23 protein-coding genes, 3 pseudogenes and 1 riboswitch are annotated in these 24,351 nt (G+C 34.9%); of the genes and pseudogenes, 10 read left to right on the top strand and 16 right to left on the bottom strand.

What is annotated here, in order from left to right:
* Positions 1-128: 128 nt before the first annotated feature.
* The 3 genes and pseudogenes from argR to FS802_RS32110 form a co-directional block, all read right to left on the bottom strand.
* Positions 129-578: an arginine repressor gene (argR, locus tag FS802_RS26205; protein WP_098653546.1), complete on the bottom strand. Its 450-nt coding sequence runs from the start codon at positions 576-578 to the stop codon at positions 129-131.
* Between the two features lie 146 nt (positions 579-724).
* Positions 725-1,651: a methyl-accepting chemotaxis protein gene (locus tag FS802_RS26200; protein WP_428830773.1), complete on the bottom strand. Its 927-nt coding sequence runs from the start codon at positions 1,649-1,651 to the stop codon at positions 725-727.
* 15 nt (positions 1,652-1,666) lie between these two features.
* Positions 1,667-1,852 (bottom strand): annotated as a pseudogene (locus tag FS802_RS32110) (HAMP domain-containing protein); the annotation flags it as partial.
* A gap of 374 nt (positions 1,853-2,226) precedes the next feature.
* Between FS802_RS32110 and FS802_RS26195 the strand changes: the two are divergent.
* From FS802_RS26195 to FS802_RS26185, 3 genes are all read left to right on the top strand, one after another.
* Positions 2,227-2,949, top strand: a complete 723-nt coding sequence (locus tag FS802_RS26195) for an amino acid ABC transporter ATP-binding protein (protein WP_098653544.1) — start codon at positions 2,227-2,229, stop codon at positions 2,947-2,949.
* A 121-nt stretch (positions 2,950-3,070) separates the two neighbouring features.
* Positions 3,071-3,865: an ABC transporter substrate-binding protein gene (locus FS802_RS26190; protein ID WP_000823734.1), complete on the top strand. Its 795-nt coding sequence runs from the start codon at positions 3,071-3,073 to the stop codon at positions 3,863-3,865.
* A 93-nt stretch (positions 3,866-3,958) separates the two neighbouring features.
* Positions 3,959-4,651, top strand: coding sequence for an amino acid ABC transporter permease (locus tag FS802_RS26185; protein WP_000461606.1), 693 nt, complete (start codon positions 3,959-3,961; stop codon positions 4,649-4,651).
* Between the two features lie 53 nt (positions 4,652-4,704).
* Here FS802_RS26185 and desB read toward each other — a convergent pair whose 3' ends face one another.
* On the bottom strand, positions 4,705-5,790 hold the full coding sequence (gene desB / locus FS802_RS26180) for a Delta(10) desaturase DesB (RefSeq protein WP_000661209.1): 1,086 nt from the start codon (positions 5,788-5,790) through the stop codon (positions 4,705-4,707).
* A 581-nt stretch (positions 5,791-6,371) separates the two neighbouring features.
* On the opposite strand from desB, the gene FS802_RS26175 reads away from it, so the two are divergent.
* Together FS802_RS26175 and FS802_RS26170 are read left to right on the top strand one after the other, a co-directional pair.
* Positions 6,372-7,898: an FAD-dependent oxidoreductase gene (locus FS802_RS26175; RefSeq protein WP_098653543.1), complete on the top strand. Its 1,527-nt coding sequence runs from the start codon at positions 6,372-6,374 to the stop codon at positions 7,896-7,898.
* A 142-nt stretch (positions 7,899-8,040) separates the two neighbouring features.
* A complete protein-coding gene (locus FS802_RS26170; RefSeq protein ID WP_098093665.1) occupies positions 8,041-9,342 on the top strand; it encodes an MFS transporter in 1,302 nt (433 codons plus the stop codon).
* A 15-nt stretch (positions 9,343-9,357) separates the two neighbouring features.
* On the opposite strand, the gene FS802_RS26165 is transcribed toward FS802_RS26170, so the two are convergent.
* Both FS802_RS26165 and FS802_RS26160 read right to left on the bottom strand, forming a co-directional pair.
* Positions 9,358-10,140: a nucleotidyltransferase domain-containing protein gene (locus FS802_RS26165; protein WP_098653542.1), complete on the bottom strand. Its 783-nt coding sequence runs from the start codon at positions 10,138-10,140 to the stop codon at positions 9,358-9,360.
* Positions 10,141-10,261: 121 nt separating this feature from the next.
* Positions 10,262-11,371, bottom strand: coding sequence for a PRK06851 family protein (locus FS802_RS26160; RefSeq protein WP_098275662.1), 1,110 nt, complete (start codon positions 11,369-11,371; stop codon positions 10,262-10,264).
* 149 nt (positions 11,372-11,520) lie between these two features.
* Positions 11,521-11,633, top strand: a riboswitch (SAM riboswitch).
* An 85-nt stretch (positions 11,634-11,718) separates the two neighbouring features.
* Here FS802_RS26160 and FS802_RS26155 point away from each other — a divergent pair.
* Entirely contained in the window at positions 11,719-12,351 is a 633-nt protein-coding gene (locus FS802_RS26155; protein WP_000862971.1) for a cyclase family protein, read from the top strand.
* Positions 12,352-12,378: 27 nt separating this feature from the next.
* Here FS802_RS26155 and FS802_RS26150 read toward each other — a convergent pair whose 3' ends face one another.
* From FS802_RS26150 to FS802_RS26120, 7 genes and pseudogenes are all read right to left on the bottom strand, one after another.
* Positions 12,379-12,759: a hypothetical protein gene (locus FS802_RS26150; protein ID WP_000424112.1), complete on the bottom strand. Its 381-nt coding sequence runs from the start codon at positions 12,757-12,759 to the stop codon at positions 12,379-12,381.
* 224 nt (positions 12,760-12,983) lie between these two features.
* A pseudogene (locus FS802_RS26145) lies at positions 12,984-13,476 on the bottom strand (ATP-binding protein); the annotation flags it as partial.
* 168 nt (positions 13,477-13,644) lie between these two features.
* Positions 13,645-14,910: an S-adenosylmethionine decarboxylase related protein gene (locus tag FS802_RS26140; protein WP_098653541.1), complete on the bottom strand. Its 1,266-nt coding sequence runs from the start codon at positions 14,908-14,910 to the stop codon at positions 13,645-13,647.
* Between the two features lie 237 nt (positions 14,911-15,147).
* Complete coding sequence (locus FS802_RS26135; RefSeq protein WP_048560139.1) at positions 15,148-15,816, bottom strand: hypothetical protein; 669 nt, start codon at positions 15,814-15,816, stop codon at positions 15,148-15,150.
* Between the two features lie 162 nt (positions 15,817-15,978).
* The gene (locus tag FS802_RS26130) at positions 15,979-16,428 is read right to left on the bottom strand and encodes a spore coat protein (protein ID WP_098653539.1); all 450 of its coding nucleotides are present in this window, start codon (positions 16,426-16,428) and stop codon (positions 15,979-15,981) included.
* A gap of 44 nt (positions 16,429-16,472) precedes the next feature.
* Positions 16,473-16,961: pseudogene (locus FS802_RS26125) on the bottom strand (spore coat protein).
* A gap of 234 nt (positions 16,962-17,195) precedes the next feature.
* Positions 17,196-17,435: a helix-turn-helix domain-containing protein gene (locus FS802_RS26120; RefSeq protein ID WP_002006755.1), complete on the bottom strand. Its 240-nt coding sequence runs from the start codon at positions 17,433-17,435 to the stop codon at positions 17,196-17,198.
* Positions 17,436-17,614: 179 nt separating this feature from the next.
* Between FS802_RS26120 and FS802_RS26115 the strand changes: the two genes are divergently transcribed.
* Complete coding sequence (locus FS802_RS26115; protein ID WP_048541984.1) at positions 17,615-17,983, top strand: hypothetical protein; 369 nt, start codon at positions 17,615-17,617, stop codon at positions 17,981-17,983.
* Between the two features lie 195 nt (positions 17,984-18,178).
* On the opposite strand, the gene FS802_RS26105 is transcribed toward FS802_RS26115, so the two are convergent.
* On the bottom strand, positions 18,179-19,228 hold the full coding sequence (locus tag FS802_RS26105) for an NAD(P)/FAD-dependent oxidoreductase (RefSeq protein WP_001070939.1): 1,050 nt from the start codon (positions 19,226-19,228) through the stop codon (positions 18,179-18,181).
* A gap of 331 nt (positions 19,229-19,559) precedes the next feature.
* On the opposite strand from FS802_RS26105, the gene FS802_RS26095 reads away from it, so the two are divergent.
* From FS802_RS26095 to FS802_RS26085, 3 genes are read left to right on the top strand one after another with little or no spacing between them, the layout of a single operon-like run.
* A complete protein-coding gene (locus FS802_RS26095; RefSeq protein WP_000732569.1) occupies positions 19,560-20,477 on the top strand; it encodes an iron-hydroxamate ABC transporter substrate-binding protein in 918 nt (305 codons plus the stop codon).
* Positions 20,478-20,525: 48 nt separating this feature from the next.
* On the top strand, positions 20,526-21,566 hold the full coding sequence (locus FS802_RS26090; RefSeq protein ID WP_002096896.1) for a FecCD family ABC transporter permease: 1,041 nt from the start codon (positions 20,526-20,528) through the stop codon (positions 21,564-21,566).
* Positions 21,563-22,570: a FecCD family ABC transporter permease gene (locus tag FS802_RS26085; protein ID WP_000983741.1), complete on the top strand. Its 1,008-nt coding sequence runs from the start codon at positions 21,563-21,565 to the stop codon at positions 22,568-22,570. The genes FS802_RS26090 and FS802_RS26085 overlap by 4 nt, the downstream gene beginning before the upstream one ends.
* A gap of 41 nt (positions 22,571-22,611) precedes the next feature.
* Here FS802_RS26085 and FS802_RS26080 read toward each other — a convergent pair whose 3' ends face one another.
* The gene (locus tag FS802_RS26080; RefSeq protein WP_000926542.1) at positions 22,612-23,253 is read right to left on the bottom strand and encodes an L-fuculose-phosphate aldolase; all 642 of its coding nucleotides are present in this window, start codon (positions 23,251-23,253) and stop codon (positions 22,612-22,614) included.
* Positions 23,254-23,307: 54 nt separating this feature from the next.
* Positions 23,308-24,351: an S-methyl-5-thioribose-1-phosphate isomerase gene (gene mtnA, locus FS802_RS26075; protein ID WP_000392502.1), complete on the bottom strand. Its 1,044-nt coding sequence runs from the start codon at positions 24,349-24,351 to the stop codon at positions 23,308-23,310.

Below are 24,351 nucleotides of genomic sequence, written 5' to 3'. Positions count from 1 at the left end.
TTTTTATAACAAACTATCTCGCTTTCTCAATAAAAAATACATATATTACGCATATATGTTGAATATTTAACTTCCGTATTTAAACAAAAATCCTGTTTTTAATTTTATTAAAAACAGGATTTTTGCATCTAAATAATTAAATTTAATCTTTCTTCTATAATCTCCCTATCTGATTTCGACTGTGAAATTATAAGGCATGTATCATTTCCACATATACATCCTATTTTTTCTTTCCAATCTAACTCATCAAATAAAACACCAATAACATGTGCATTACCAGGTAATGTTTTAATAACCATTAATTGTTCTACACAATCAATTTTTACAACAACCTCTCGTAATTTTTTCTTTAACTTTATATCAGTTTGTAAATGCTCTTCTGTGAAAACTTTATATATCATTAATCCTTCTTGAGAAGGTACCTTCGTTAAGTTTAACTCACGAATATCGCGAGAAACCGTAGCTTGTGTTACTAACACATCTTTTTTTGCTAACAATTCTACTAATCTTTCTTGCTTATCTATTTCATACTCCTTTACAAATTGTTTAATTAACCGTTGTCTTTTTTCTTTTTTCATAAAAGACACCCCTTTTAATATTATAGCTCGCTATAATTTTCATCCGAAAGGGACAGAAAAGAATGTTGCGGAAACGTTCATAGTTTAACTGTAAATATTAAATCAAGCTAAATAAAAAAGAGAAGAACAGCATTCTGTTCTTCCTTTTACATTGAAAATCGTTCAATTGTTTGTTTCAAGTCTGCTGCTTGCTTCTCTAAATCCTTTAACAATTGATCGATTACTACCATATTTTTAGATTGTTGCAACGTCACACGTGCTACTTCTTGCGAACCAGCCGATGTTTCCTCAGCAATTGCTGCTACAGCCTTCGTCTGTGCTCCTGTTTGATGAATATGACGCACTTGTTCGTTCATATAGCCACTAATTTGCTTCGTTGCATCGGCAACTTCCATAATACTTGATGACATTTCTTTTAAAATTAATTCGGTAGCTTCCCCACGTTTCGCCTCTTCTTTAGCTGTTTTCACTTGCTCTGTCATTTTCAATGCGACTTGTTGCACTTCCTCTTGCATATTTCGTAATAACTGCGATATATTTCTTGCAGAATGATTGCTTTCATCAGCAAGTTTACGTACTTCTTCAGCTACAACTGCAAAGCCCCTTCCATGCTCTCCAGCACGAGCTGCCTCAATAGAAGCATTCAGTGCTAATAAATTCGTTTGACTAGCAATCTCACTCACAACGGAAACAATATGTTCTACTTGTTTCATTCTTTCCTCTAACTTCTGTACATTTTGCATTGAATCTTCATTTTCTTTGGCCAATGTTTGAATACCTTGAATTAAAGACGTAAAGACACGAGTACTATGCCCTAAAGCTTGAACCATTTCTAAAGACAACTCATCAGACTGTTTCGCTTTCTCTTCTACTTCACTCGCAATAGAAGTCGTTGTATCAACAGCAGAAACAATCGCTTGAATTGATGCCGCTGATTGCTCAGCCCCAGAAGAAATCTCTGCAAGTGTCTCAGATACACCTTGTGCTTGTTTCGTTGCTTCACCTGTTTGTTTTCTAATTTGCTGTACTTGATTGTTTGTATACGAAAATGTTGTATCAATATTTTTTACCATGCCCCTTAAGTTTCCTAACATCATATTAAATGCGACACTTAAAGATTTAATTTCATCATCTGCCTTCGGTAATGGAACATCTTCACGAATATCACCCTCAGCCGCTTTCCTTGCAGCCTCCTCCAACTTTCGAAGCGGTTTAATTAAAAAGATGGCTGCTCCATACGCTAAAATTCCAGACCATACTACGCCTAATAACATAACGATAATATTATAAACAGTTTGACTTACATAACTTTGAAAATAATCGTATATCACGTAAATAAAAAATATGCTTGTTGAATATGTAATAAAAGCTAAAATTGTAGTAAATAGCATAAGTTGTGTACGTAAGCCAAAGGAAAATGTCTTCCTTTCTTTTTCCATCTCTTCTTTCCTCCTTTTTATAAGTAATATAAGTACTACCTATATATTATTATCCATATTTTCGTTATAGAAAGATATAGGGATTTTAAAAACCATTATTCCCTTGAATATCAAATTACCCGAAAAAAATAAAGGATTCTGACAATTTATGACTAATAACAGAAATAAGGGGCAACATTTGTAAAATATATTTTGACTGGGGGTTTTGTATGATTCAGGTTCAAAATCTAGTAAAATCATTTGGCTCACTTGATGTTTTAAAAGGAATTGATTTAGAAGTAAAAGAAAAAGAAGTTGTTGTTTTAATTGGTGCCAGTGGTTCCGGTAAAAGTACATTACTTCGCTGTCTTAACTTTTTAGAAATGTATGATGAAGGTGAAATTCATTTACAAGGTGAACGAATTGATCCAAAGCATTCAAATTTAAACAAAGTCCGTGAAAATGTCGGTATGGTTTTTCAGCACTTTAACCTCTTTCCTCATATGACCTCACTAGAAAACATCATAGAAGCACCTATCCATGTAAAAAAATTAGAAGCAGCAAATGCAAAGGAAATCGGAAATCAGCTTTTACAAAAAGTCGGCCTACAAGATAAAGCAGATGTAACTCCCCACCTCCTATCAGGTGGTCAAAAACAGCGTATTGCCATTGCACGAGCTCTTGCTATGAATCCTAAAATTATGCTATTTGATGAACCTACCTCAGCCTTAGATCCTGAACTTGTTGGAGAAGTATTGCAAGTTATGAAAGAACTTGCTGAAGAAGGAATGACCATGGTTATCGTTACTCATGAAATGAATTTCGCAAGAGATGTAGCTGATCGCGTCATATTTATGGATGACGGAAAGATTGTAGAGGACGCTCCGCCAGCACAATTCTTTTCAGCTCCATCACATGAACGAGCAAAACAATTTTTACGCAACGTTTTATAATGTAACTTCTGTTTCAAATGAAAAGAAATGCATTCATACGGTGCACAACTAATTTTCCAAATAAAATATCTCAGTAACATACTTAAAACCATCCGTATGATCAATATATAGGAGGGGTTTTATGAAAAGAAAACTATTAACCATTGTTGCGAGTATTACATTATGTACATCCTTCATACTAGGAGCCTGTAGTAAGGAAAGTGCTACTACTTCTTCAAATGGTGAAAAAGAATTTCGTTATGCGATGAGTGGCTTATATAAACCTTTTAACTATAAAGAAAATGACGGAAAGCTTGCCGGTTTTGATGTGGAAATTGGTGAGGCACTTGCGAAAAAAATGAATATGAAACCCACTCCTATTACAAATCCATGGGAAACGCTAATTCAAGGTCTACAATCGAAAAAATATGATGCTATATTGGGCAGTATGGCAATTACAGAAGAACGCTTAAAAGCTGTTAGTTTCTCAAATCCTTATTATCGTTCTGGTGCCCAAATTTTTGTGGCTAAAAAGAATACATCTATCTCTTCTCCAGAAGATTTGAAAGGTAAGAAAATTGGTGTTGTAAAGGCTAGTACCTTTAAAGACCTTGTTGCAAAACATACAGATCAAATCACAGAATATGACAGCGATATTACTGCACTTATGGACTTAGAGCCTGGGCGTATTGATGCAGTAATCACTGATCAAATGGTTGGTTTACGTATGATCAAAGAAGGTAAATCAAATATAAAAGAAGCTGGAAAACCATTAAATCTTGATGAAATGGGAATTGCTATTCGTAAAGATAATAAAGAAATGGTTGAGAAAGTAAATAAAGCTTTAGATGAAATCATTAAAGATGGTACGTATGAAAAAATCAGTAAAAAATGGTTTGGGCGTAATATTCTCGGCGAAGAGGAAAAAACGAAGTAAATTAGCTAGTCAAATGTTTCATACATTATGCCCCACTTTTTATGTGGGGTATTTCATTCCCTACCAAAATCCATACAATATGAGGTGACACATATGTTTGAAATTTTTATGTCTACTTATCCCACACTCTTAAAGGCTACTATTGTCACATTACAATTAACACTAACATCCCTATTACTTGGTTCACTAATTGGATTACTATTCGCTTTTTTTCGAATCTCTAACAATAAGATTTTAAATAGTATTGCTCATGTATATATCGCCATTATTCGTGGTACACCTTTAATTGTTCAAATTGCCATTCTCTATTTCGGTATTACATCGATTATTGTCTTCACTCCTTTTTGGGCAGGAGCAATTGCTTTAGCAATCCATAACGGTGCATATATTACTGAAATTTTCCGCGGTTCCATTCAATCTGTCGACCGTGGACAATTGGAAGCTGCCCGTTCTTTAGGTATGCCTTATCCTTTAGCAATGCGTCGTATTGTGTTACCGCAAGCATTTCGTCAATCTCTTCCTCCTTTAGGAAATCAGTTTATTATTGGATTAAAGGACTCCTCTCTCGTTGCATATGTAGGATTGTCCGAATTATGGGGATCAGGTTTATCAATTGCTGCAAGTAACTTCCAACAATTAGATACATACATAATTGTTGGTTTATATTACCTCGTACTTGTTCTTCTATTTACTTATTTTGTTAATCTTTTAGAGAAACGATTACAAAGAAAAGAAACAAATTCAGTTCAATTTAGCAAAAAGAATAAAAAAGAAGTCTCTTTATAAAAAAAAAGCAAGCCTGAAATGGCTTGCTTTTTCACTGCAAAATATATCAATTTTTACTGATTTACTTTTTTAATACTCTCTTCTTCCTCTATATGTTCCTCACGATATGAAATATTATGAGGATCTAGTCCATTTCCTAAAGAACCATAGAAATGCTCTCTATGCGGATCCACTAATTCACTTCCTTGATAATACACACGTGGTGTATTCCATAGCGCTGCCAAAGCTTTTGTCATTGGCATCTCATGATAGCGTTCCGGCCACATTTCTTTAATTTTATCTTTTACTAACGGATAGTATTTAGAGCTCATAGCAGGGAACAAATGGTGTTCTGTATGATATGAGAAATTGAAATGTAAAACGTCTACCCAGCGCGGCACTGTTACTGATAAACAGTTCGCTAACGGATCATTTACTGGAACAATTGGATTTAAGCGATGATTTGTTGCGATATATGCCATTACAATAAAGTTAGCAATTAACAATGGAATTACATATGCAAATAACCATTTTCCAGGTCCCATAATAAACAATAAACTAATCCAAACAGTCCAAGGCAAAAGAAGTTGAAGCCATACAGATTTTTGATTGGATGACTTAAAATCCTTTATAAAATGAAAGAACATTCGAGTCGAATGTAACGTAAATTGAATGGTTAGTGACAGAAAACTAAAGAATGAACGAACATGAAGAGGCATGCGATATACCCACCTTAAAAACTTACTCTTTTTCAGTTTCTCAAGTGTAGGCCATGCATCTGGGTCATTCTCTTCATGTTGTGTATGAACATGATGCGTTGCATTATGCCACTTTCTCCAAAGCTTCGGGCCAGTTGATAATGGCATAAATGCTATCGCGCCTAAAAAATCACGAAGCCATGCTTTTCTTACAACAGTTCCATGTAAAATTTCATGTCCTAAAAATCCAAGTGAAGCAAAACATAATCCAAGAACAATCGCAATTCCTAGATTCGCCCACACATTCAATTCAAATACACCAATCGATATTAACCCCGCCAATGCCACAAGCAAATAAGCCAGTCCACCAAATAAACGAGTAGGAACTGGTTTAAATGCTTTTTTCGGCAAATGTGGTGATACACGTGCTGCATACCACCCAAACGTATGAAGCTCCTTCATCCTTTTGCCCCTTTCTTATGCCGCGCCTTGCGCAACTTACATATATCAATTCTTGCTTCCAGATTGATTTTACTAGGTGATTAAAAAAGCATTTATTATAAGGAAAATAAACTCACTCTATCGTCACTTATTTTTCGCTTTTATTATCAATGAAAAACATTTCTCTTTTTACTCTCTATCAACCTTTCCACATGATGAATCATATCAATAGAATTTCTATATTGTCAACAACTTTTATGACCTAGTAATAAAAGTTGGTTATATTTTTATAATCATACTTTATTTCACTAAAGAAAAAACATAGATTTTATAAGGCTTCATCCATTATGCATATACATACACTGACATACTATAGACTCTATCTTATTCAAGAACTCTCTGTGTAAACAACAAATAAACTCATCTGAATCTAGTTTTACACAACTCCTACTTCTTCATACCGATACCACTAAATAATTATACTGAAATATTTTTATCTTTCTTTTAATAAAAATAGACTCCTTCTAAAACAGCACACATGAATTTCCTATCATATGGAAATATTAAAAGGAAAATTGTTCTAAAATCGGGAGGTTTCTATAATGACAAGCGATACATTTCCACAATTTCCATTATCCTATTGGATTGAATCTACTCAAGTCCCTGCTTTTCCTCATTTATCTGAAGATACAAAGGCAGAAGTTGCTGTTATCGGAGCTGGTATTACAGGCATTACTACTGCCTATTTACTTGCAAAAGAAGGTATGAACGTTGTTTTAATTGATTCTGGTCTTATTTTAAATGGAACGACTGGGCATACAACAGCGAAGGTAACAGCACAACACGATCTTATTTATGATGAATTAATCAATCATTTCGGTGTGGAAAAAGCGAGGCTTTACTATGAATCAAATAATCATGCTCTACAATTCATAAATGAGACGGTGAAAACATATAAAATCGACTGTAATTTCTCAAATGAAGATTCATATTTATATACAACTACTGATAATGGATTAAGAAGTTTATCGAAAGAATATGAAGCCTATCAAAAATTAAATATACCTTGTGACTATGTTCAATCTCTATCGATTCCGATTCCAGTACAATCTGCACTTGTCATGAAAAACCAAGCACAATTCCATCCCCTCCTTTATTTGAAAACACTTTTAGAAAAGTTTGTGGAGATGGGCGGAAAAGTTTATGAACAAACAACAGCTATTGATGTGGAAAAAGGTGATTATCCACAAGTCATTACAAAAGGCGGGCATCGCATCACTTGCAAATATGTTGTCTCTTGTTCACATTTTCCTTTCTATGATGCGAATAGCTTTTTCTTTACGCGAATGTATGCCGAACGCTCTTATGCTCTTGCAATCAAAGCAAAAACGGATTATCCAGGTGGCATGTATTTAAGTATTGATGACCCAAAACGTTCCTTGCGCTATACAACAAACAATGGGGAAAAATTAATTTTAATTGGCGGAGAAAGTCATAAAACAGGACAAGGAATAAACACAATGCTTCATTATGAAGCACTGTATTCTTTTGCGGAAGCAACGTTTGGAGTAGATGAAGTTCCCTATAGATGGTCAGCACAAGATTTAATCACGCTAGATAAGCTTCCTTATATCGGACATATTAACGAAAGAAATCCAAATATATTTGTTGCAACTGGATATCGTAAATGGGGAATGACAACTGGAACTGCTGCCGCTCATTTACTGAAGGACTCCATTCTAAAAGTCCACAATCCCTATAAGGAACTGTATGCACCATCACGCTTCCATGCAAATCCAGATATAAAAACATTCCTCTCCCAGAACATTGATGTTGCGAAACATTTAATTGAAGGAAAGATTGAAACCACATTACGTAAGCCAGAAGATCTCGAAGTTGGTGAAGGATCTGTCGTACATGTTAATGGGAAACGAGCAGGTGCTTATAAGGACAAAGATGGTAAATTACATATTGTCGATACAACTTGTACACATCTCGGCTGCGAAGTTGAATGGAATAATGGTGATTGTACTTGGGACTGCCCTTGCCATGGTTCCCGCTTTTCAATTGAGGGAGATGTTATGGAAGGTCCAGCAGATCAACCGTTAAAACGAGTTGATAATGAGTAAACAAATAAAGAAGTTCAACAGGATTCCTGTTGAACTTCTTTATTTGTTATAAAACCTTTTCAGATAAACTTCGACATAAGAAGGGAAATATTAACATCAAATAAAATAATATATTTATCTATAAATAAAAGGAGGGAATACTATGCAACCTTCAGCTCCACCTCATCTAGAATCTACAAAAACTATCTTTTCAAGCTCTATTACAAAACTTGTTGTTTTTATTTGTTGGCTAGCCATTCTAGCTGATGGATATGATTTAGGTATTTACGGTGCCGTTCTGCCAAAGCTCCTAGAAGACAAAAGCTGGGCACTTTCACCGGCACACGCTGGTACAATTGCTAGCTATGCTTTATTTGGCATGTTTATTGGCGCTATTCTAGTTGGAACCATCACAGATCTAATTGGACGAAAATGGACGCTTATATGCTGTTTAGCACTTTTCTCCATCACGATGGGCCTTGCTGCACTTGCTCCTTCCCCTGAATTATTTGGTTTATCTCGATTTATCGGAGGAATCGGATTAGGCGGTGTTATTCCAACAGCTTCAGCACTTACTGTTGAATATTCACCAAAAAAAAGACAATCTTTTATTTATGCTCTTATGTTTACTGGCTACCCTTTAGGTATCGTGTTAGGTGCTATTTTGTCTATGTTTATGTTAGAAGATTTTGGATGGAGAATTATGTTTGGCATCGGAATGATTCCACTGCTCCTCATTCCTTTCATCATTCGTTATTTACCTGAATCCATTCAATTTTTATTATCACGTAATCGCCAAGAAGAAGTAGACCAAATCCTTAATCGTTTTCAAATTGAATTCCATGAAAAAGATGAAACTCATCAAGTCCCACCTAATATACGAAAGAAAAATGGATTTCTTACGTTATTCTCAAAAGAGTACATAAAAGCGACGTTGCTTTTTTGGATTACTTATATAATGGGAATGTTTTTAATATATGGTTTAAATACTTGGTTACCGCAGATGATGCGCCAAGCAGGATACCCTCTTGGATCTAGTCTATCATTTTTACTTATGCTAAATATTACTGCCGCTATCGGTGCATTATTTGCTGGAGCAATCGCGGATCGTATAGGGGCTAAAATTGTTATTAGCATCTCCTATCTTATGGCAGCTATATGTATTGGACTATTAACAATTAAACCATCTGTTACAATCATTTATCTTTTAATTGGTCTTGCTGGAATTGGATCAGTTGGTATTACTCAAATATTAAATGCATATGTAACACAATACTTCCCGTCTCATATCCGAGCTACCTCCTTAGGCTGGGGACTTGGACTTGGCCGAGTTGGCGCGATTGCTGGTCCTATTCTTGTCGGTATTATTATAACAATGCAATATGACTTAGCATGGAATTTTTACTTATTCTCATTCGCGGGTCTTCTTGCAGCTATATCTGTTTTCTTTATTCCTACAAAATAAAAAAAGAGCACAAACTCACTTGTGCTCTTTTTCATATACTGCAAACAACATATCCCGAAACAATGTATTTAAACTCTCAATATCGATCCCTGATCCCTTTTCAATTCCTTTTACATATTGCTGGTAGTAATGAATTTGTTCTTCTAAAAATTGATTCAACACCTCAATTTTTAATCCAATATCTAATTCAGTACCTGCCTTTTTCTTTATTAACAACTGTTCAATTTCATCTAATACACTGCGTTCTAATGATAACTCTGTAATCAATCGATCGAATTCTACAGGTGGTAAAGTCTCTTTCTCCTCTAACCACTTACAAGCTAAAATAGGACGTAATACATAAAAGTACTTTTTCAACTTTACATTCTCACCTTGCAAAAATTCACGATAATTTTTTGAAGCCATATGTAAGTAATGATATATCGTTGCTTTTGGATCAAAGTGCTTATCACTCATTTGCTGAAGTTGTTCTGGAAAATGAGAGTTTTTCGAATAAAAAATCGGTGATCGAATCCATTCGAGTAAAGCTGGGTTTGACTTTGCGAATAATTGTAACGCTTTTTTTATATCCCATCCGCTTATATCTAAATCATCACTAATCGGATACTCAATTACATCTCGTTTATCATGAATTGATAAATACCATTGGACCGGGTGCATATAAACGAATCTAACATCATAATCACTATCTTTCGATGGAAATCCCCAAGCACGACTCCCTGATTCCACTGCAAATAAAATTTTCACATCATTCTCTTGTTCAATTCTTGCTAACTCCAACCTAATTTTCTCTCTCATTTCATACCCTCTCCATTTTTTGATTATTTCCTTGGAAATTCGACAAATATACTACTAAGTTTACTACATACTAAAATAGCTGTCAGAAAATTCCCGACAGCCTACCAAAGTTCCTTATTTTTTACTTGTTCTTTTCTGTTACACTAACCGCAATTCGTTCAAACTCTTTTTGAATCTCCTCTTTATATGCGTCTACTTTTGAAAAATCCATAGCAGCAATATAAATTCTTTCTAATTTATCACGAACTGATTTCGCTTTCGCCAAGAAAGACATCGCCTCATTCATTTTTGCTTTATATTGAATCGACACGTCACGAATTTCTGTCGCATACTTCTCATCTGTTCCTGGTGTCACAATTAAGGCATACATATCTATAATTTCATCACCTTCGCGGCTCGGAAAATATTCATGTGGTGCGGTGCTATCAAAAATTGCAAACCCTAATTCTCTTACGATAACCATATCAAGACTATTTGGATCAAATCCACAATGATATACTTCAACTTCAAATCCTTTTTCTTCTGCTGCCTTAGCTAATTTTTTAAGCATTGTTGATTTCCCAGAGCCTGGGCGTCCTTTTATAAAATAACGATGTGGTAATCCCTCTGTTAAATTAGGAACAAAATCAACTGCTCCTTTCGGTGTAGCTGCCCCTAAAAACCGATATTTCACAAGCGATTGTTTCCCGCCTTTATCTGTAAATAACTTCTGAATCAGCTGATCGGTTAGTTCATTTGCTTTATTAAAATCAATATTATTAATATATATTTTCTCCCACTCATCATGTATAACTAGTGCCTCGTTAAAACAAGCGTAAGCAGTTTGAAAAGCCTTGCTTGCTTCTGAAACAAATCGTTCAATTTCCACCTTCTGCTTTCTTAATTTATTTGAGTCCCAAGCAACCCCTAAATTAATATACTCTTCGACAACTCCTGGCATTTTCGGCTCAATAACATGCGGTGATGTTCCATCAACAATTCCTACTTTTAACTTCGGGATAATTACACCATCAACCGATTTATTATCAGAAGAACAGTGTAAAAATTCAATATCATATCCTTTTTCAACCCACTCACGACCTATTGCTTTGATTAAAGAAGATTTCCCGGTTCCAGGACCACCCTTTAAAATAAATAACCTGTTTAGCCCTTTTAAATTCTCGTCGTATAAATTATGAAATCCTCTAGCTGTATTTCCACCAGCGTAATAATTCAATACATTCCCTGTCACTGCACTCACTCCTTCGCAGCATTCTATTTACATAAGCTACAATATGCGAGCAACTTTATTTGGGTGAATACCTATTTTGTATTGCACGAAAAAAGGAAATGAATTACAATTTAAAAGTAGTGAATATTCAGAAATAAAAACTTAATATGTCTTTATCAAGAGAGGCAGAGGGACCGGCCCTTTGAAGCCCAGCAACCTCAGTTTATATAAACTGAATAGGTGCTAATTCCTGCAAAATGCATTGCATTTTGAAAGATAAAACGTAACTATTGTGTGTAAAACTCATCTTTCTTGATTATGAAAGGTGAGTTTTTTATATTTCAAAACATATATTGGAGGTATTTAAAATGAAAGTAATTGACCTATCACAAACATTTGAAAACAATATGTCTCAATTCCCTGGAACACCAAAAATCAATTTAGGAGCCATTACAAGCGTTGAAGAGACAGGCTATCAAGTTACAGATTTTCATTCTGTCGTTCATGTTGGCACGCATTGTGATGCTCCTGCTCATTTCATTTCAGGCGCAACGACTATTGATCAATTACCCCTAGATCAATTTGTAGGCGAAGCTGTTCTTATTGATGTAACTCATGTACAAGAACGAAAACTACCTAAAGAAGTATTACACAACGCTGACATAAAAGAAGGAGATATTGTTATTTTCCATTCCAATCTATCTACTAAATGGAATACAGAGGCGTATGAGCAAGAAGCTTTTTATCTTTCTGAAGAATTAGCCGAGGAATTAGTTCAATTAAAAGTAAAATCGGTCGGCCTAGATTTCATTTCTCCTGATGAGGTAACGACAGAAACATCACCAATTCATCACATACTACTTGGGAATAATATTTATTTAATTGAAAACTTAACAAACTTAGATGCCATTCACACGAAACGTTTCTTTTTCTCAGCGGCACCTTTAAAAATTAAAGATAGCGACGGTGCTTTTGCAAGAGCATTCGCTGTAATTTTTTAAACAAACTATACAAAAAAGCAAAGATCATCATTGACCTTTGCTTCTATTTTTTTTATTTAAACTAAGAAAGAATTGCTCAACACGAGGACGTAACCAAGCTAAATAATCTTTCTCTTTCTTCTTTGTACAAGCTATTTCTTCCCCATCTACCATTCCGACAAGCTCTAGCTCTAACAGTTGCCTCGTAAATGCTAACATATTTATTTCTTCTTCTGGATACTCTTCTTTTAATTTCTCCTCAATTTCCCCTAATAAAAAACCGTCACGCATCATTGCCAATGCATCAATCCAAAGTGGCGGCATTTCATATTTTTCTCCTGTAATTGTATCTTTTACAATATAATTCTTTTGCTCTTTTCGAAATTGAATCGTGTGTAAACATACAGTCGAATTTAATGTTAATTCCATCATACCACCTCTTTCATAATATCTGCATAGAAAAAAGGATGCGCGTGCACCCCTTCTTTCTCTAACACTACCGAACCGTTACATGAATAACAAATCTCATGTCGATATTTTCCTCCATTATAAACGAAGTATTTTATAAAAAAAACCCTTCTTGAAACATTTTATAAAATGTTTATATTTACACAACAAGAACACTTTTCTGAAAAATATTTTCCTCTAGCACATTATGCTGTCGGTAAAAAAATTTCCACTTTCTTTCCTATTCCCATGCTACTTGGAATCGCAGTACTTCCTTGATGTTCCTTAATAATTTTATATGTGACCATCAATCCAAGTCGTTCCGTACTATTCTCCTTTGTTGTGTAAAAAGCCTTTCCAACCTTCTCTATACCAAAGCCTTGATCTTCAACAGGAATACACAAATGCCTTTCAGTTTTTTGATATGCACGAATATGAATATCTCCACCTTCTGGCATTGATTCTATTCCATTTTTAATAACACTTGTTTTAATTTTTTATCATCACCATTTATAACAGGTAGATTTCCATCTACTTGCACATGAAATTTCACTCTATATCGCGCTGCATAACTTTCCATTAGCTGTACAACATATAAAAGGATTCCCGTATATTACACCATTCATAATTCGTTGATTTCGGTTTTCCTAATAACATCAATTCACTAACAAACCCGTTAATTCTTTCAAATACTTTTAAGGCTTCTTTTTCCTCATAGATAAAGCTTTTAAATTTGTTCATATAAATACTCCTCATGTTCTATACAAACACTCTACATATTATCTCCTTAAATTATCAGTATGAAATTGCTTTCAGGGCAATACGAAAAGGAAGGGGATCCCCATCCCCCTCCCTTTTCGCTATAACTTATATCCATCTTACCCGATCATGTAGCAGTCCATCCGTAAAATCATTTCCCCCTACTACAAAATCCTTCATATATAAATTTAAATATTCTCCATACTTACTTTCTGTATTTAATAATAATTCCTCTACATAATAGGCACCTTGTTTAAAGTTATCGAAAAGTAAACTACACAAACCAGCATAAATTCCGCATCCTACTTGAAAGTAAGTTGCATTCGTTTTATATTTACGAAAAACTTGACTGTTATTCATCACGTTATACATATATGTCTCGCTATTTTCATAAACGAGTAATACACCAACTAGATCCTCGCCAGCAATCTCTTCTTCCGCTGGATTAAATACTTTACGATTCCAGTTCCATAAATCTTCTACCTTATCTAAATTCTGCCTAATTACATTTGTTGTATACTCGTTAATTCGGTAAAGAAACCCAACTTCCATATTGAAGTTTTTCCCTAAAATTAAAACTTCCTCATGTGGCATTAAACAACCATAAAACTCTTTCTCTCCTAACTTTACTTTATACTCTGAAGCATATACATCTTCATAAAAATAAAGGGGACGATGATGACTCATATACATCGGATAACTCCATATCGCTTCATCTAGAAATCGCTCTACTGCCCATGAAGCATACAGTGTATGAGGCTTTATTAGTGCTGTATCATTCAAAAATGACGTATCATGTTCTACTATATAGCATGCTCTTGGCTTTTCATTTGGGCGTTCCTTCATAAGTTCAACAACCATCCACTGAACAACACCTGGATTCATACCTGAGCCTATAATTGCTTTTGTATTTGTAAATTTCTCTTTCTCCTTCTCAAACCTCGTATATCTTTCCGTAAGCTGAAAGCCGATTAAACTATCGTCCTGATCTACTGCCTCATTTTCCAAAGCTGAATTAATATAACAAATTCCAAGTTCATTACAACAACTTAATACTCTGATTGTATCTGCCCCTGAAACATCAATAACAACACTCGTACTACTTTCTTTTAAATGCTGTTTAAATGTCACTACATCTTGAAGGTCGATTTCGTATAAAAACAATTGATTTTTTAAATTTGGAAACAACTCATCATAATAAGTCCTATCTTTTTGTTTTATATCAACTAAATGAAATGTAACATTCTTTATCGTTTCATAAATCGTGTCTTTTTCATTTACTATCGCTTGATTTAAAATTGCTAAAACTGCTTTTGCTGCTCCACCAGCACTACCAAGTAATGTAATCGATAACGAATTTGGAAACTGCTCCACAAACAAAACCCCTTTAATATATTAGTTGAACAGTTCTCCCTCAAAAAAACAAATTGAATATATGAAAAAATGGCTCGTACATATTTTTTATAATTTTGCACAAGATTAGCTCTTCATAGGTAAAGCTAACATATTTCTATTCAATTCATTTTCCCCCTCATATTCAAATCGAGCTAAACAAATAGGCTCGACTTTTTCTTCTGCATATAAAAGAAAAAGCCAGCCCTTTCAACTAGTCTACGGACAATGGACAGATTTCACGTGTTGAATATTCACATACATTTTTGCATCACGTGCTTTTAATATTTCAATATGCCCTTCATCAATCTTTGCCATCTTTCCGATCTTATTAGATTCCTCACCTAAATCGAACACCATGATTTTGCCGGACATTTTAATAAGCTGTTCTTCAAATGTTCTAGCTAACGTAATATTTAATGGATTCACGGGGAGTTCATTTTTATTGAGGGCGTACGGGACTTGATTTTCTTTATACGGAATTAACCATTTCAAATGCTTTAAAGATATATATACTGTTTTATAAACTGGACTATAAAAAACAATATAATCGTTCATTACACTTGTAACATAACCATGTATTGGAGCATTTCCTGCTACATAAACTTCTGTAAAAATCCCTTTAGAAGTACTTAATACTTTTCTCAAAGAAATAGAAGGGGATTCCCTCTTAATTACAGAATCAACATCTGGTTTTGATATTTCTTCATCATGTGGTCTTAAAAATTTATAATATTGGACATGGTATAAAGATATATATACGTAGTCTTGTCCATTGTAAAGAACAACAATATCATTTCCTACGTCTATTAATACACCTTTAAATCTTTGTTCACCGATTAATTTAACATATATATTTTCTCCAATACTTTTGTTTAACTCATTCATCTGTATCCTCCTTCCTATGGATTTCTTCTTTCCTGTCTTTCATTTCTAAAAAAATAATCAGGGAAAAGTTCTGTTTTAATAGTAAGTAATTCCTTTTCATACTATCGAAATAAGAAATTGTTCTTCTCTTTCCCTCATAATGCCCCTCTTATTTATTAAACATTATTCATCTTCATTCTTTTTACATTTCACTACTTGACTCACACTCTTAATATGATAATTAATGATATAAATGACTTCATCGCAGTTTACTAGTGTAATACATTCTTCATGCACTTCGCTTAATAAACCTTCCACGCACTCTGGGCCACTACGATTAATCTTTACCCACTTATACTTCAAGTCACGTAATACATCGACAAAAGTATCTTCATCAGAGCAGAAATATGAACTATAACAATCGCCACATTTACTTTCTTTCACTTTCTTAACTAGACTCTTCACATGTTTCAACTGATAATATACTAATTCACCATGAGGTAATTGTAGCGTTAGATAATTTTTGCCTAACGATACGAGCTCACCCACTCGACTTTCTGGTCCGCGAAGATTTACTTTTACAGTCTCACCAACTAAACATTTAATTTGCTCACAGCATAATACATTCTCCAATTTCGTATCCCCCTTTCCTCTTATCTTCCTCTACTTGATTGTCTTTATGCACGAGCGCGACCTGAATTATTGCTACTGCTACTATCGTCGCTCTCATCGCTCTCTCCGCATGCTAATGCGTTATAGTTAACACTTTTAATATGCTTTATTGCAATTAATATAAGTTCCTCTTTTACGATTAATGTTACGAAATCACAAGATACATCTTGCAAAATGCCTTCTACTTTCTCTGGACCACCGCGATTAATTTTTACCCAGCAATATTTGAAAGTTTGAAGTAGTGCCTAAAAGTCTTCTGCACATTCGCAATCTTCCCACTCGGAATCACTTGATCCACAGTCTTTCGCATTTTTTGTAATACTTTTTAGATGACTAAGTTGATAGTAATAAAGCTCACCTTTTTCATTCTGCAATACGAAGTAGTCCGGACATACTGATATTATTGTTCCTTTTTGAGATTCTGGACCACCCCTGTTTACTCTCACATAAGATCCAATTAAGTCTTTCAGAAAATCACAATGAAATAAACTCACGAGAAAACCCCTTCCATTAATTTATAAGCTTTTGCACTGATAATATATGTATCTGTACAGGTTACGTGCTCTATGTTTGTCCTAGCTGTAAAAAAATATGCTTTTAACATGGTAGACTACTACCTATCAAATTCCAAAAAATCCTGGGGACTCCTTAAAATTTTGATATCTTGAAACTAAAAATCCCGTATGAAGATACATTTCTGCATATCTTCATACGGGATCTCCCATAGTTTAATCTTCGTCTTTAACATCCATATCTTCTGGAATTGGTTCGTTCAATATATCTTCCACTAATTGCTTATATTTCTCCATTTGTTCTAAATGTGTATTGAATTGTTCTTTATTTAATAAATATTGCTCTCCATCAAATAATGCACGAATTTTCTTTTGCTGAATTAGCTCTTCAATATACGACTTTGGTAAATTCAAATACTCCGCAGCTTCTTCTACTGTTATATACAACGCGTTCATTCCTTTATTATTTTTTCATATATACTGTATCTTACTTTATTTTTGTAAACAAATAAAAAAGATTTTGTAAATGCAATTTAAAAAGAAGGTGGATGCATTCCATATATTGTATAATAATATAGTAAGGATTTTTTAAATATAGAATGGTATTACCCATTTACACAAAGGAGAGTTAACATATGGCTACTCGTCACATCATTACAATGTTAGAAAAAACATTACAGGTTGAAACTGAAAACACAATTTCTCATTTAACTACATCTTTATCTGATCGTATTCTTTCTCAAAGCTCAGTAATACATGAAAACAATTGTTACCATACAATTGGGGAATGGTACAAAAATCATTTTTTATTCCAACAAGATGATTTCCTTTGGGCTAAATACGCTTTCTATGACGCATATTGTGAAGCTATAAAGGGACAAGGACATCTTACAAAACGCGTCCGCCAAATATTAGAATCATTAGCTCGAATGCATGGAAAACAGTATATTGCGTCTATATTAAATATGCCATTTCCTAACGAACGAGCTAAAGGGACAGCATAATGTAATATTGTTCTGCGTCAGCAAAACATAGATTTATTGTTTTCTAGGAAGATTTACAAATAAAACGTTCATATCACATGAACTGATGAAACCGGTGTCATTATAATGATTGAAAATATAGTAAACAGGAAAACCCCCATTTACCTCTCTTATCACTCGAATAGAGAAGTAAATGGGGGTATACTTGTTTTTTTATTATTTCATCATCTGCTTGATCAATTCACGATTTCTCTTCTTAAATACTTCATTATGCGAAGAAACCATTCCGTACTCACTTGCATCTGGTTGAATAAATTGTTTCGCTTTATTTACAGCATTTCCAGCATCTTGGAATGCTCCCGCGATTAAGTGTAATTTCCCTTCGTGCTTTAAAATATCTCCCGCAGCATATAATCCATCTACAGAGGACTCACTATTCGCATTACCTGCAATATAATAATTATCTATAATTGCAACGTCTAACTCACTATTTTCTAATAACGTAATGTCACGTTCATATCCATGGTTAATAATCACTTCATCAATAGGTAAATGTGAAATTTCACTTGTTTCATGATTCGTTAATTCTACATATTCGATCGCTTCATGATTATCACCAGCAATGAGTTTTGTAATCGATGTATTAAAGAAACACTCCGCCGAGCTGTTCAGCAGTTGTTTTACTTGTGCTTCATGACCAGATAATTCTTCTTTTCTATATGTTACATACACTTTTTTCGCAATTGGTTCTAATTCATTTGCCCAATCAACAGCAGAATTTCCTCCGCCGGAAATAATGACCGTCTTACCTTTGAAACGCTTTAAAGATTTCACTGTATAATTTAAATTAGATACTTCAAATCGCTCAGCACCTTCAATTGATAACTTTTGAGGTTTCAATATACCACTTCCAGTTGCGACGATAACTGTTTTTGAAAAATGTTCTTCTCCAGTGCTCGCTTTTAACGTAAAAGTGCCATCTTCGTTACGAATAATCGATTCTACTTTTGTATTTAATACCACTTCTGGCTTAAATGTTAGCCCTTGCTGTACAAGTTGTTCAATTAGTTTATCACCTGTAACTGGCAGCAGCCCTCCTACATCCCATATCATCTTCTCTGGATAAACATGTATTTTTCCACCTAACTGTGGTTGAAATTCTATTATTTTCGTTTTCATCTCTCTGAGTCCACTATAAAAAGCTGAATAAAGCCCTGCAGGTCCTCCGCCTATCACAGTTACATCAAACAATTCTTCTTGATTCATTCGTGTCACTCCTCAGCTACTAGTCGTTGATTATCATTCTCAATAAAATATAACCTGTTTCCGCAAAATTTACAATCAAAATTACTATTGACAATACACCTATATAAAATTATATTATTTAAAGAATCAATAGTGATAATCATTATCAATTTGTTAATAATTAGCAAATTTGAGATTACATCTTCTTTTATTAATATGGTTAATACTATATTGTAGTATCTCATATTCAAGATTTTTAATAAGCATTTTGCATTACCACTACTCTTTCAAAAAGATTGCAGTTAAACAAATTATTATATACACATATCATCTATGTTAAAGGAGAAAGACAATGAAAAAGTTATTTATTTCACTAACAGTTCTTTTCGTTCTTGTTATGAGCGCTTGTAGTAATGGCTCTACAGACAAAAAGAACGATGCAAAAGGTAGTAAATCAGAAACAATTACATACCAATCTGAAAATGGTAAAGTAGAAGTTCCTGCAAATCCAAAACGCGTTGTTGTTTTATCATCATTCGCTGGTAACGTAATGTCATTAGATGTAAATCTTGTTGGGGTAGATTCATGGTCTAAACAAAACCCACGCTTTGATAGCAAACTTAAAGATGTTGCTGAAGTATCAGATGAAAACGTTGAAAAAATCGCTGAACTAAATCCAGATTTAATCATTGGTTTATCAAATATTAAAAATGTTGATAAGTTAAAGAAGATCGCTCCTACTGTAACGTACACTTACGGAAAAGTTGATTACTTAACACAGCATTTAGAAATCGGTAAGTTATTAAACAAAGAAAAAGAAGCAAAAACTTGGGTTGATGACTTCAAGAAACGTGCACAAGACGCTGGTAAAGAAATTAAAGCAAAAATTGGTGAAGATGCAACAGTTTCTGTTGTAGAAAACTTCAACAAACAGCTTTATGTATACGGCGAAAACTGGGGCCGTGGAACAGAAATTCTGTACCAAGAAATGAAATTAAAAATGCCTGAAAAAGTAAAAGAAAAAGCATTAAAAGAAGGTTACTACGCATTATCTACTGAAGTATTACCTGAATTTGCTGGTGATTACTTAATCGTAAGTAAAAACAAAGATACTGATAACTCATTCCAAGAGACAGAATCATATAAAAACATCCCAGCAGTAAAAAATAATCGCGTATACGAAGCAAACATGATGGAATTCTATTTCAATGATCCACTTACATTAGACTTCCAACTAGACTTCTTCAAGAAGAGCTTTCTTGGTAAATAATACAAACATGAGGAATTCTTAAATTAAGAATTCCTCTTCCTTTATTCTATGAACAGAAAAGATGTGAAACGAATGACAAAAGATCACGACAATCCACGTTCTATAGCTTTTACATACAAACTCATTTTGAGCATAATTGCATTCTTTCTTATTTTTATGGTGGCAATGGTATTAGGTGCTGCAGATACTTCAATAAAAGACGTATGGTTAGCACTCACATCCTCCGCTAAAGGGGACAAAATATCTATTATTCGCGAAATACGTTTGCCACGTGAAGTTGCTGCTATTTTTGTAGGAGCGGGCCTTGCTGTTTCTGGAGCAATTATGCAAGGATTAACACGAAATCCACTTGCAGATCCTGGATTATTAGGGCTATCTGGTGGAGCAAATGCTGCACTTGCGTTAACGCTAGCCTTCAACCCTTCCATAAGCTATCTTTACTTAACATTTGCTTGCTTTATCGGTGCTGCAATTGGCGCGATTATGGTATTTGGAATTGGTATGGTGAAAAAAGGCGGGCTGTCCCCTCTTCGAATTGTATTAGCCGGTGCTGCCGTTTCAGCATTTCTACTCGCAATTTCAGAAGGAGTCGGTATTTACTTCAAAATTTCACAAGATGTATCACTTTGGACTGCCGGGGGCGTAATTGGAACTACTTGGAGCCAATTGAAAATTATTATTCCAGTCATTTCAATTAGTATCTTTATCGCTATCTTACTAGCAAAAAAATTGACAGTTCTTAGTTTCAGTGAAGAAGTGGCTATTGGACTAGGTCAAAAAATTATTGTTATTAAAACCATTCTATTTATCATTATTATCTTACTTGCTGGTGCTTCTGTAGCGCTTGTCGGAAATATGGCATTTATCGGTTTAATGGTACCTCACATGGTACGCCCAATTGTCGGTCCAGATTACCGATTTGTTATACCGATGTCAGCAATTGCTGGAGCTTCCTTTATGCTACTTGCAGATACAATCGGACGTACTATTAACGCTCCATATGAAACACCAGTTGCCGCTATTGTCGCAATTGTAGGGCTGCCATTCTTCCTATTCGTTGTACGTAAAGGAGGAAAAACATTCTCATGATGCAATCTATTCTAAGAAAACAACGTCTTATTATACTCGCTTTACTAATACTGACCATCACCACCATTGTAGTTGGAATGGGACTTGGTTCAGCATCTTTATCTTATGATCGACTACTCCCAACATTAATGGGACAAGGGACTTTTAAAGAGGAGTTTGTTTTATACTCTTTAAGACTACCTAGAATTGTTATTACATTATTAGCTGGTATGGCTCTCGCTTTATCAGGGGCTATCTTCCAAGGAATTACTCGAAATGATTTAGCTGAACCTGGTATTCTCGGAATCAACTCTGGGGCCGGTGTTGCTGTTGCTATTTTCTTTTTATACTTTCCAATAGATGTAGGTTCATTTCTTTACTTACTACCAGTCGTTGGATTTATTGGGGCTTTTCTTACAGCTGTTCTAATCTACGTATTTTCATATAGCAAATCAACTGGGCTTCAGCCAATCCGACTAACATTAACTGGTATTGGTTTTTCATTTGCACTATCTGGAATGATGATTGTCCTTATTTCATCCGCTGATCGTATGAAAGTGGACTTTATCGCCAAGTGGATTGCCGGAAACATTTGGGGAGATGACTGGGTCTTCGTTTTAGCAATGCTCCCATGGTTAATCGTATTAATTCCGTTCGTTTTCTATAAAGCAAATCGATTAAACATTCTAGCATTAAACGAGCCAGTCGCAATCGGTGTTGGAATTGAAATTGAAAAAGAACGCAGATACTTATTAGTTGCAGCCGTTGCGCTTGCTGCTGCAGCTGTTTCCGTAACAGGAGGAATTAGTTTTATCGGACTAATGGCTCCTCATATCGCGAAATCTTTAGTAGGTCCAAGACATCAAATTTTCATGCCTATCGCCCTTTTAATCGGCGGATGGCTATTGCTATTAGCAGATACAATTGGCCGAAACATCGTTGAACCTAATGGCATCCCAGCAGGTATTGTCGTTGCTTTAATTGGTGCTCCTTACTTTATGTATTTGTTGCTTAAGAAGGCGTAAAGAAACCCCCTCAAGATTTTTTCTTGAGGGGGTTTCTTCATTTACTGCTGCCCATACCCTTCAAACTTCTTCGCCAAATTCGCCATCTCATCTTCTGGCAATAGCTTCGGCTCTCCGACGCTTTTCGTTTGATAATAAATTTGCGCACAAAACTCAATTTCTTCTGCAACAGTAAACGCCATTTTTATGTTATTTGCACCTGCAATTAAACCGTGGTTCTCAAGTAAAACGGCACGACGATCAATCATGCCTTCAAAAGCAGCATCTGCTAATTGCTTCGTACCAAATGTTTCATACGGTGCACAGCGTACATTCGGGCCTGCGAAAGCGATTAAATACGATACTGCAGGAAGTTCCCATCCTAATGATGCAATCGTCTTCGCATAAGGTGAATGTGTATGCACAAGCGCATTTATATCTTCACGATTTCTATAATAAATAAGGTGCATGTCTAACTCGCTTGATGGCTTTCTCTCTCCCTCTACCACTTCACCATCTAAGTTTAATATAACTACATCTTCAGGTTTTGTTTCATAATACTCTAAACCACTTGGGCTAATTGCAACAAGAGCTTGCTCGCGATTGAAAATACTAATATTGCCGCCTGTCCCCTTTGTTAAACCGCTAGAAATCATTTTCTTTCCATACGCTACAATTTCTTCTCTTTCTTTTTGTAATAACATATACATCCCCCTAAGTATGAAGCTTATGATGACTGACTTTTTAAATCTATCTACTTATTGAAATAGCTTTTTTAAATTCTCCGTAAACGGCGCTTTTACAATCCCTTTTTCCGTAATAATCGCTGTTACATTTTCATGTGGTGTGACATCAAATGCCGGATTATATACTTTACTTTCTTTCGGAGCAGAATATTGTCCGAAGCGATTAATCACTTCAGAAGCATCTCTTTCCTCGATTGGAATTTCTTTTCCTGTCGGTGTTTTTAAGTCGATTGTCGGTGTTGGTGCTGCTACATAAAACGGAATGTTGTAGTATTTTGCTAAAATAGATACGCCTAATGTCCCAATTTTATTTGCTACATCACCGTTTGCTGCCACACGGTCGCACCCAACGATTACCGCATCAATCTTCCCTTGTGACATGACCATAGCTGCCATATTATCCGTAATGACAGTAACATCAATCCCCGCTCGTTGTAGTTCTAATGCTGTTAACGTTGAACCTTGTAATCTAGGACGTGTTTCATCCGAAAAGATTTTTAAGTCCCATCCTTTTTCTTTCGCTAAGTACATTGGAGCTGTCGCAGTCCCATACTTAGTCGTCGCTAACGCACCAGCATTACAATGTGTTAATACTCCCATTCCATCATGGAATAATGTTAATGCATGTTCTCCGATTTGACGGTTAATTTCTTCATCTTCTCTATGAATCTCTTTTGCCTCTTCTAGTAATCTATCTTTCAACTGGACGATTGATAAATGTGAGTTCTCTGTCGCTACCGCTTCCATTCTTTCAAGTGCCCAAAATAAGTTTACTGCTGTTGGCCTTGATGTTGCCAAATATGCACATACCTTTTTGACTTCCTCTATAAAGTCTTCCATCTTACTTTGAATAACTTCCTTTGTTCCTAAATACACACCATACGCTGCTGAAACACCAATCGCTGGTGCTCCTCTTACTTTCATTACTTGAATGGCATCCCACACACTTTCAGCTGTCTTGAAAGATTCATAGACAACCTCATTCGGTAATAATGTTTGATCTAATAAAACTAAAGCATTATCTTTCCACTGAATGGGTATTAATTGTTCTTCCAT

Source organism: Bacillus sp. DE0042 (assembly GCF_007680225.1).
Taxonomy (GTDB): Bacteria; Bacillota; Bacilli; order Bacillales; family Bacillaceae_G; genus Bacillus_A; species Bacillus_A wiedmannii.
The sequence above is the reverse complement of the archived record's forward strand: the minus strand, read 5'-3'. Positions and strand labels throughout refer to the sequence as shown.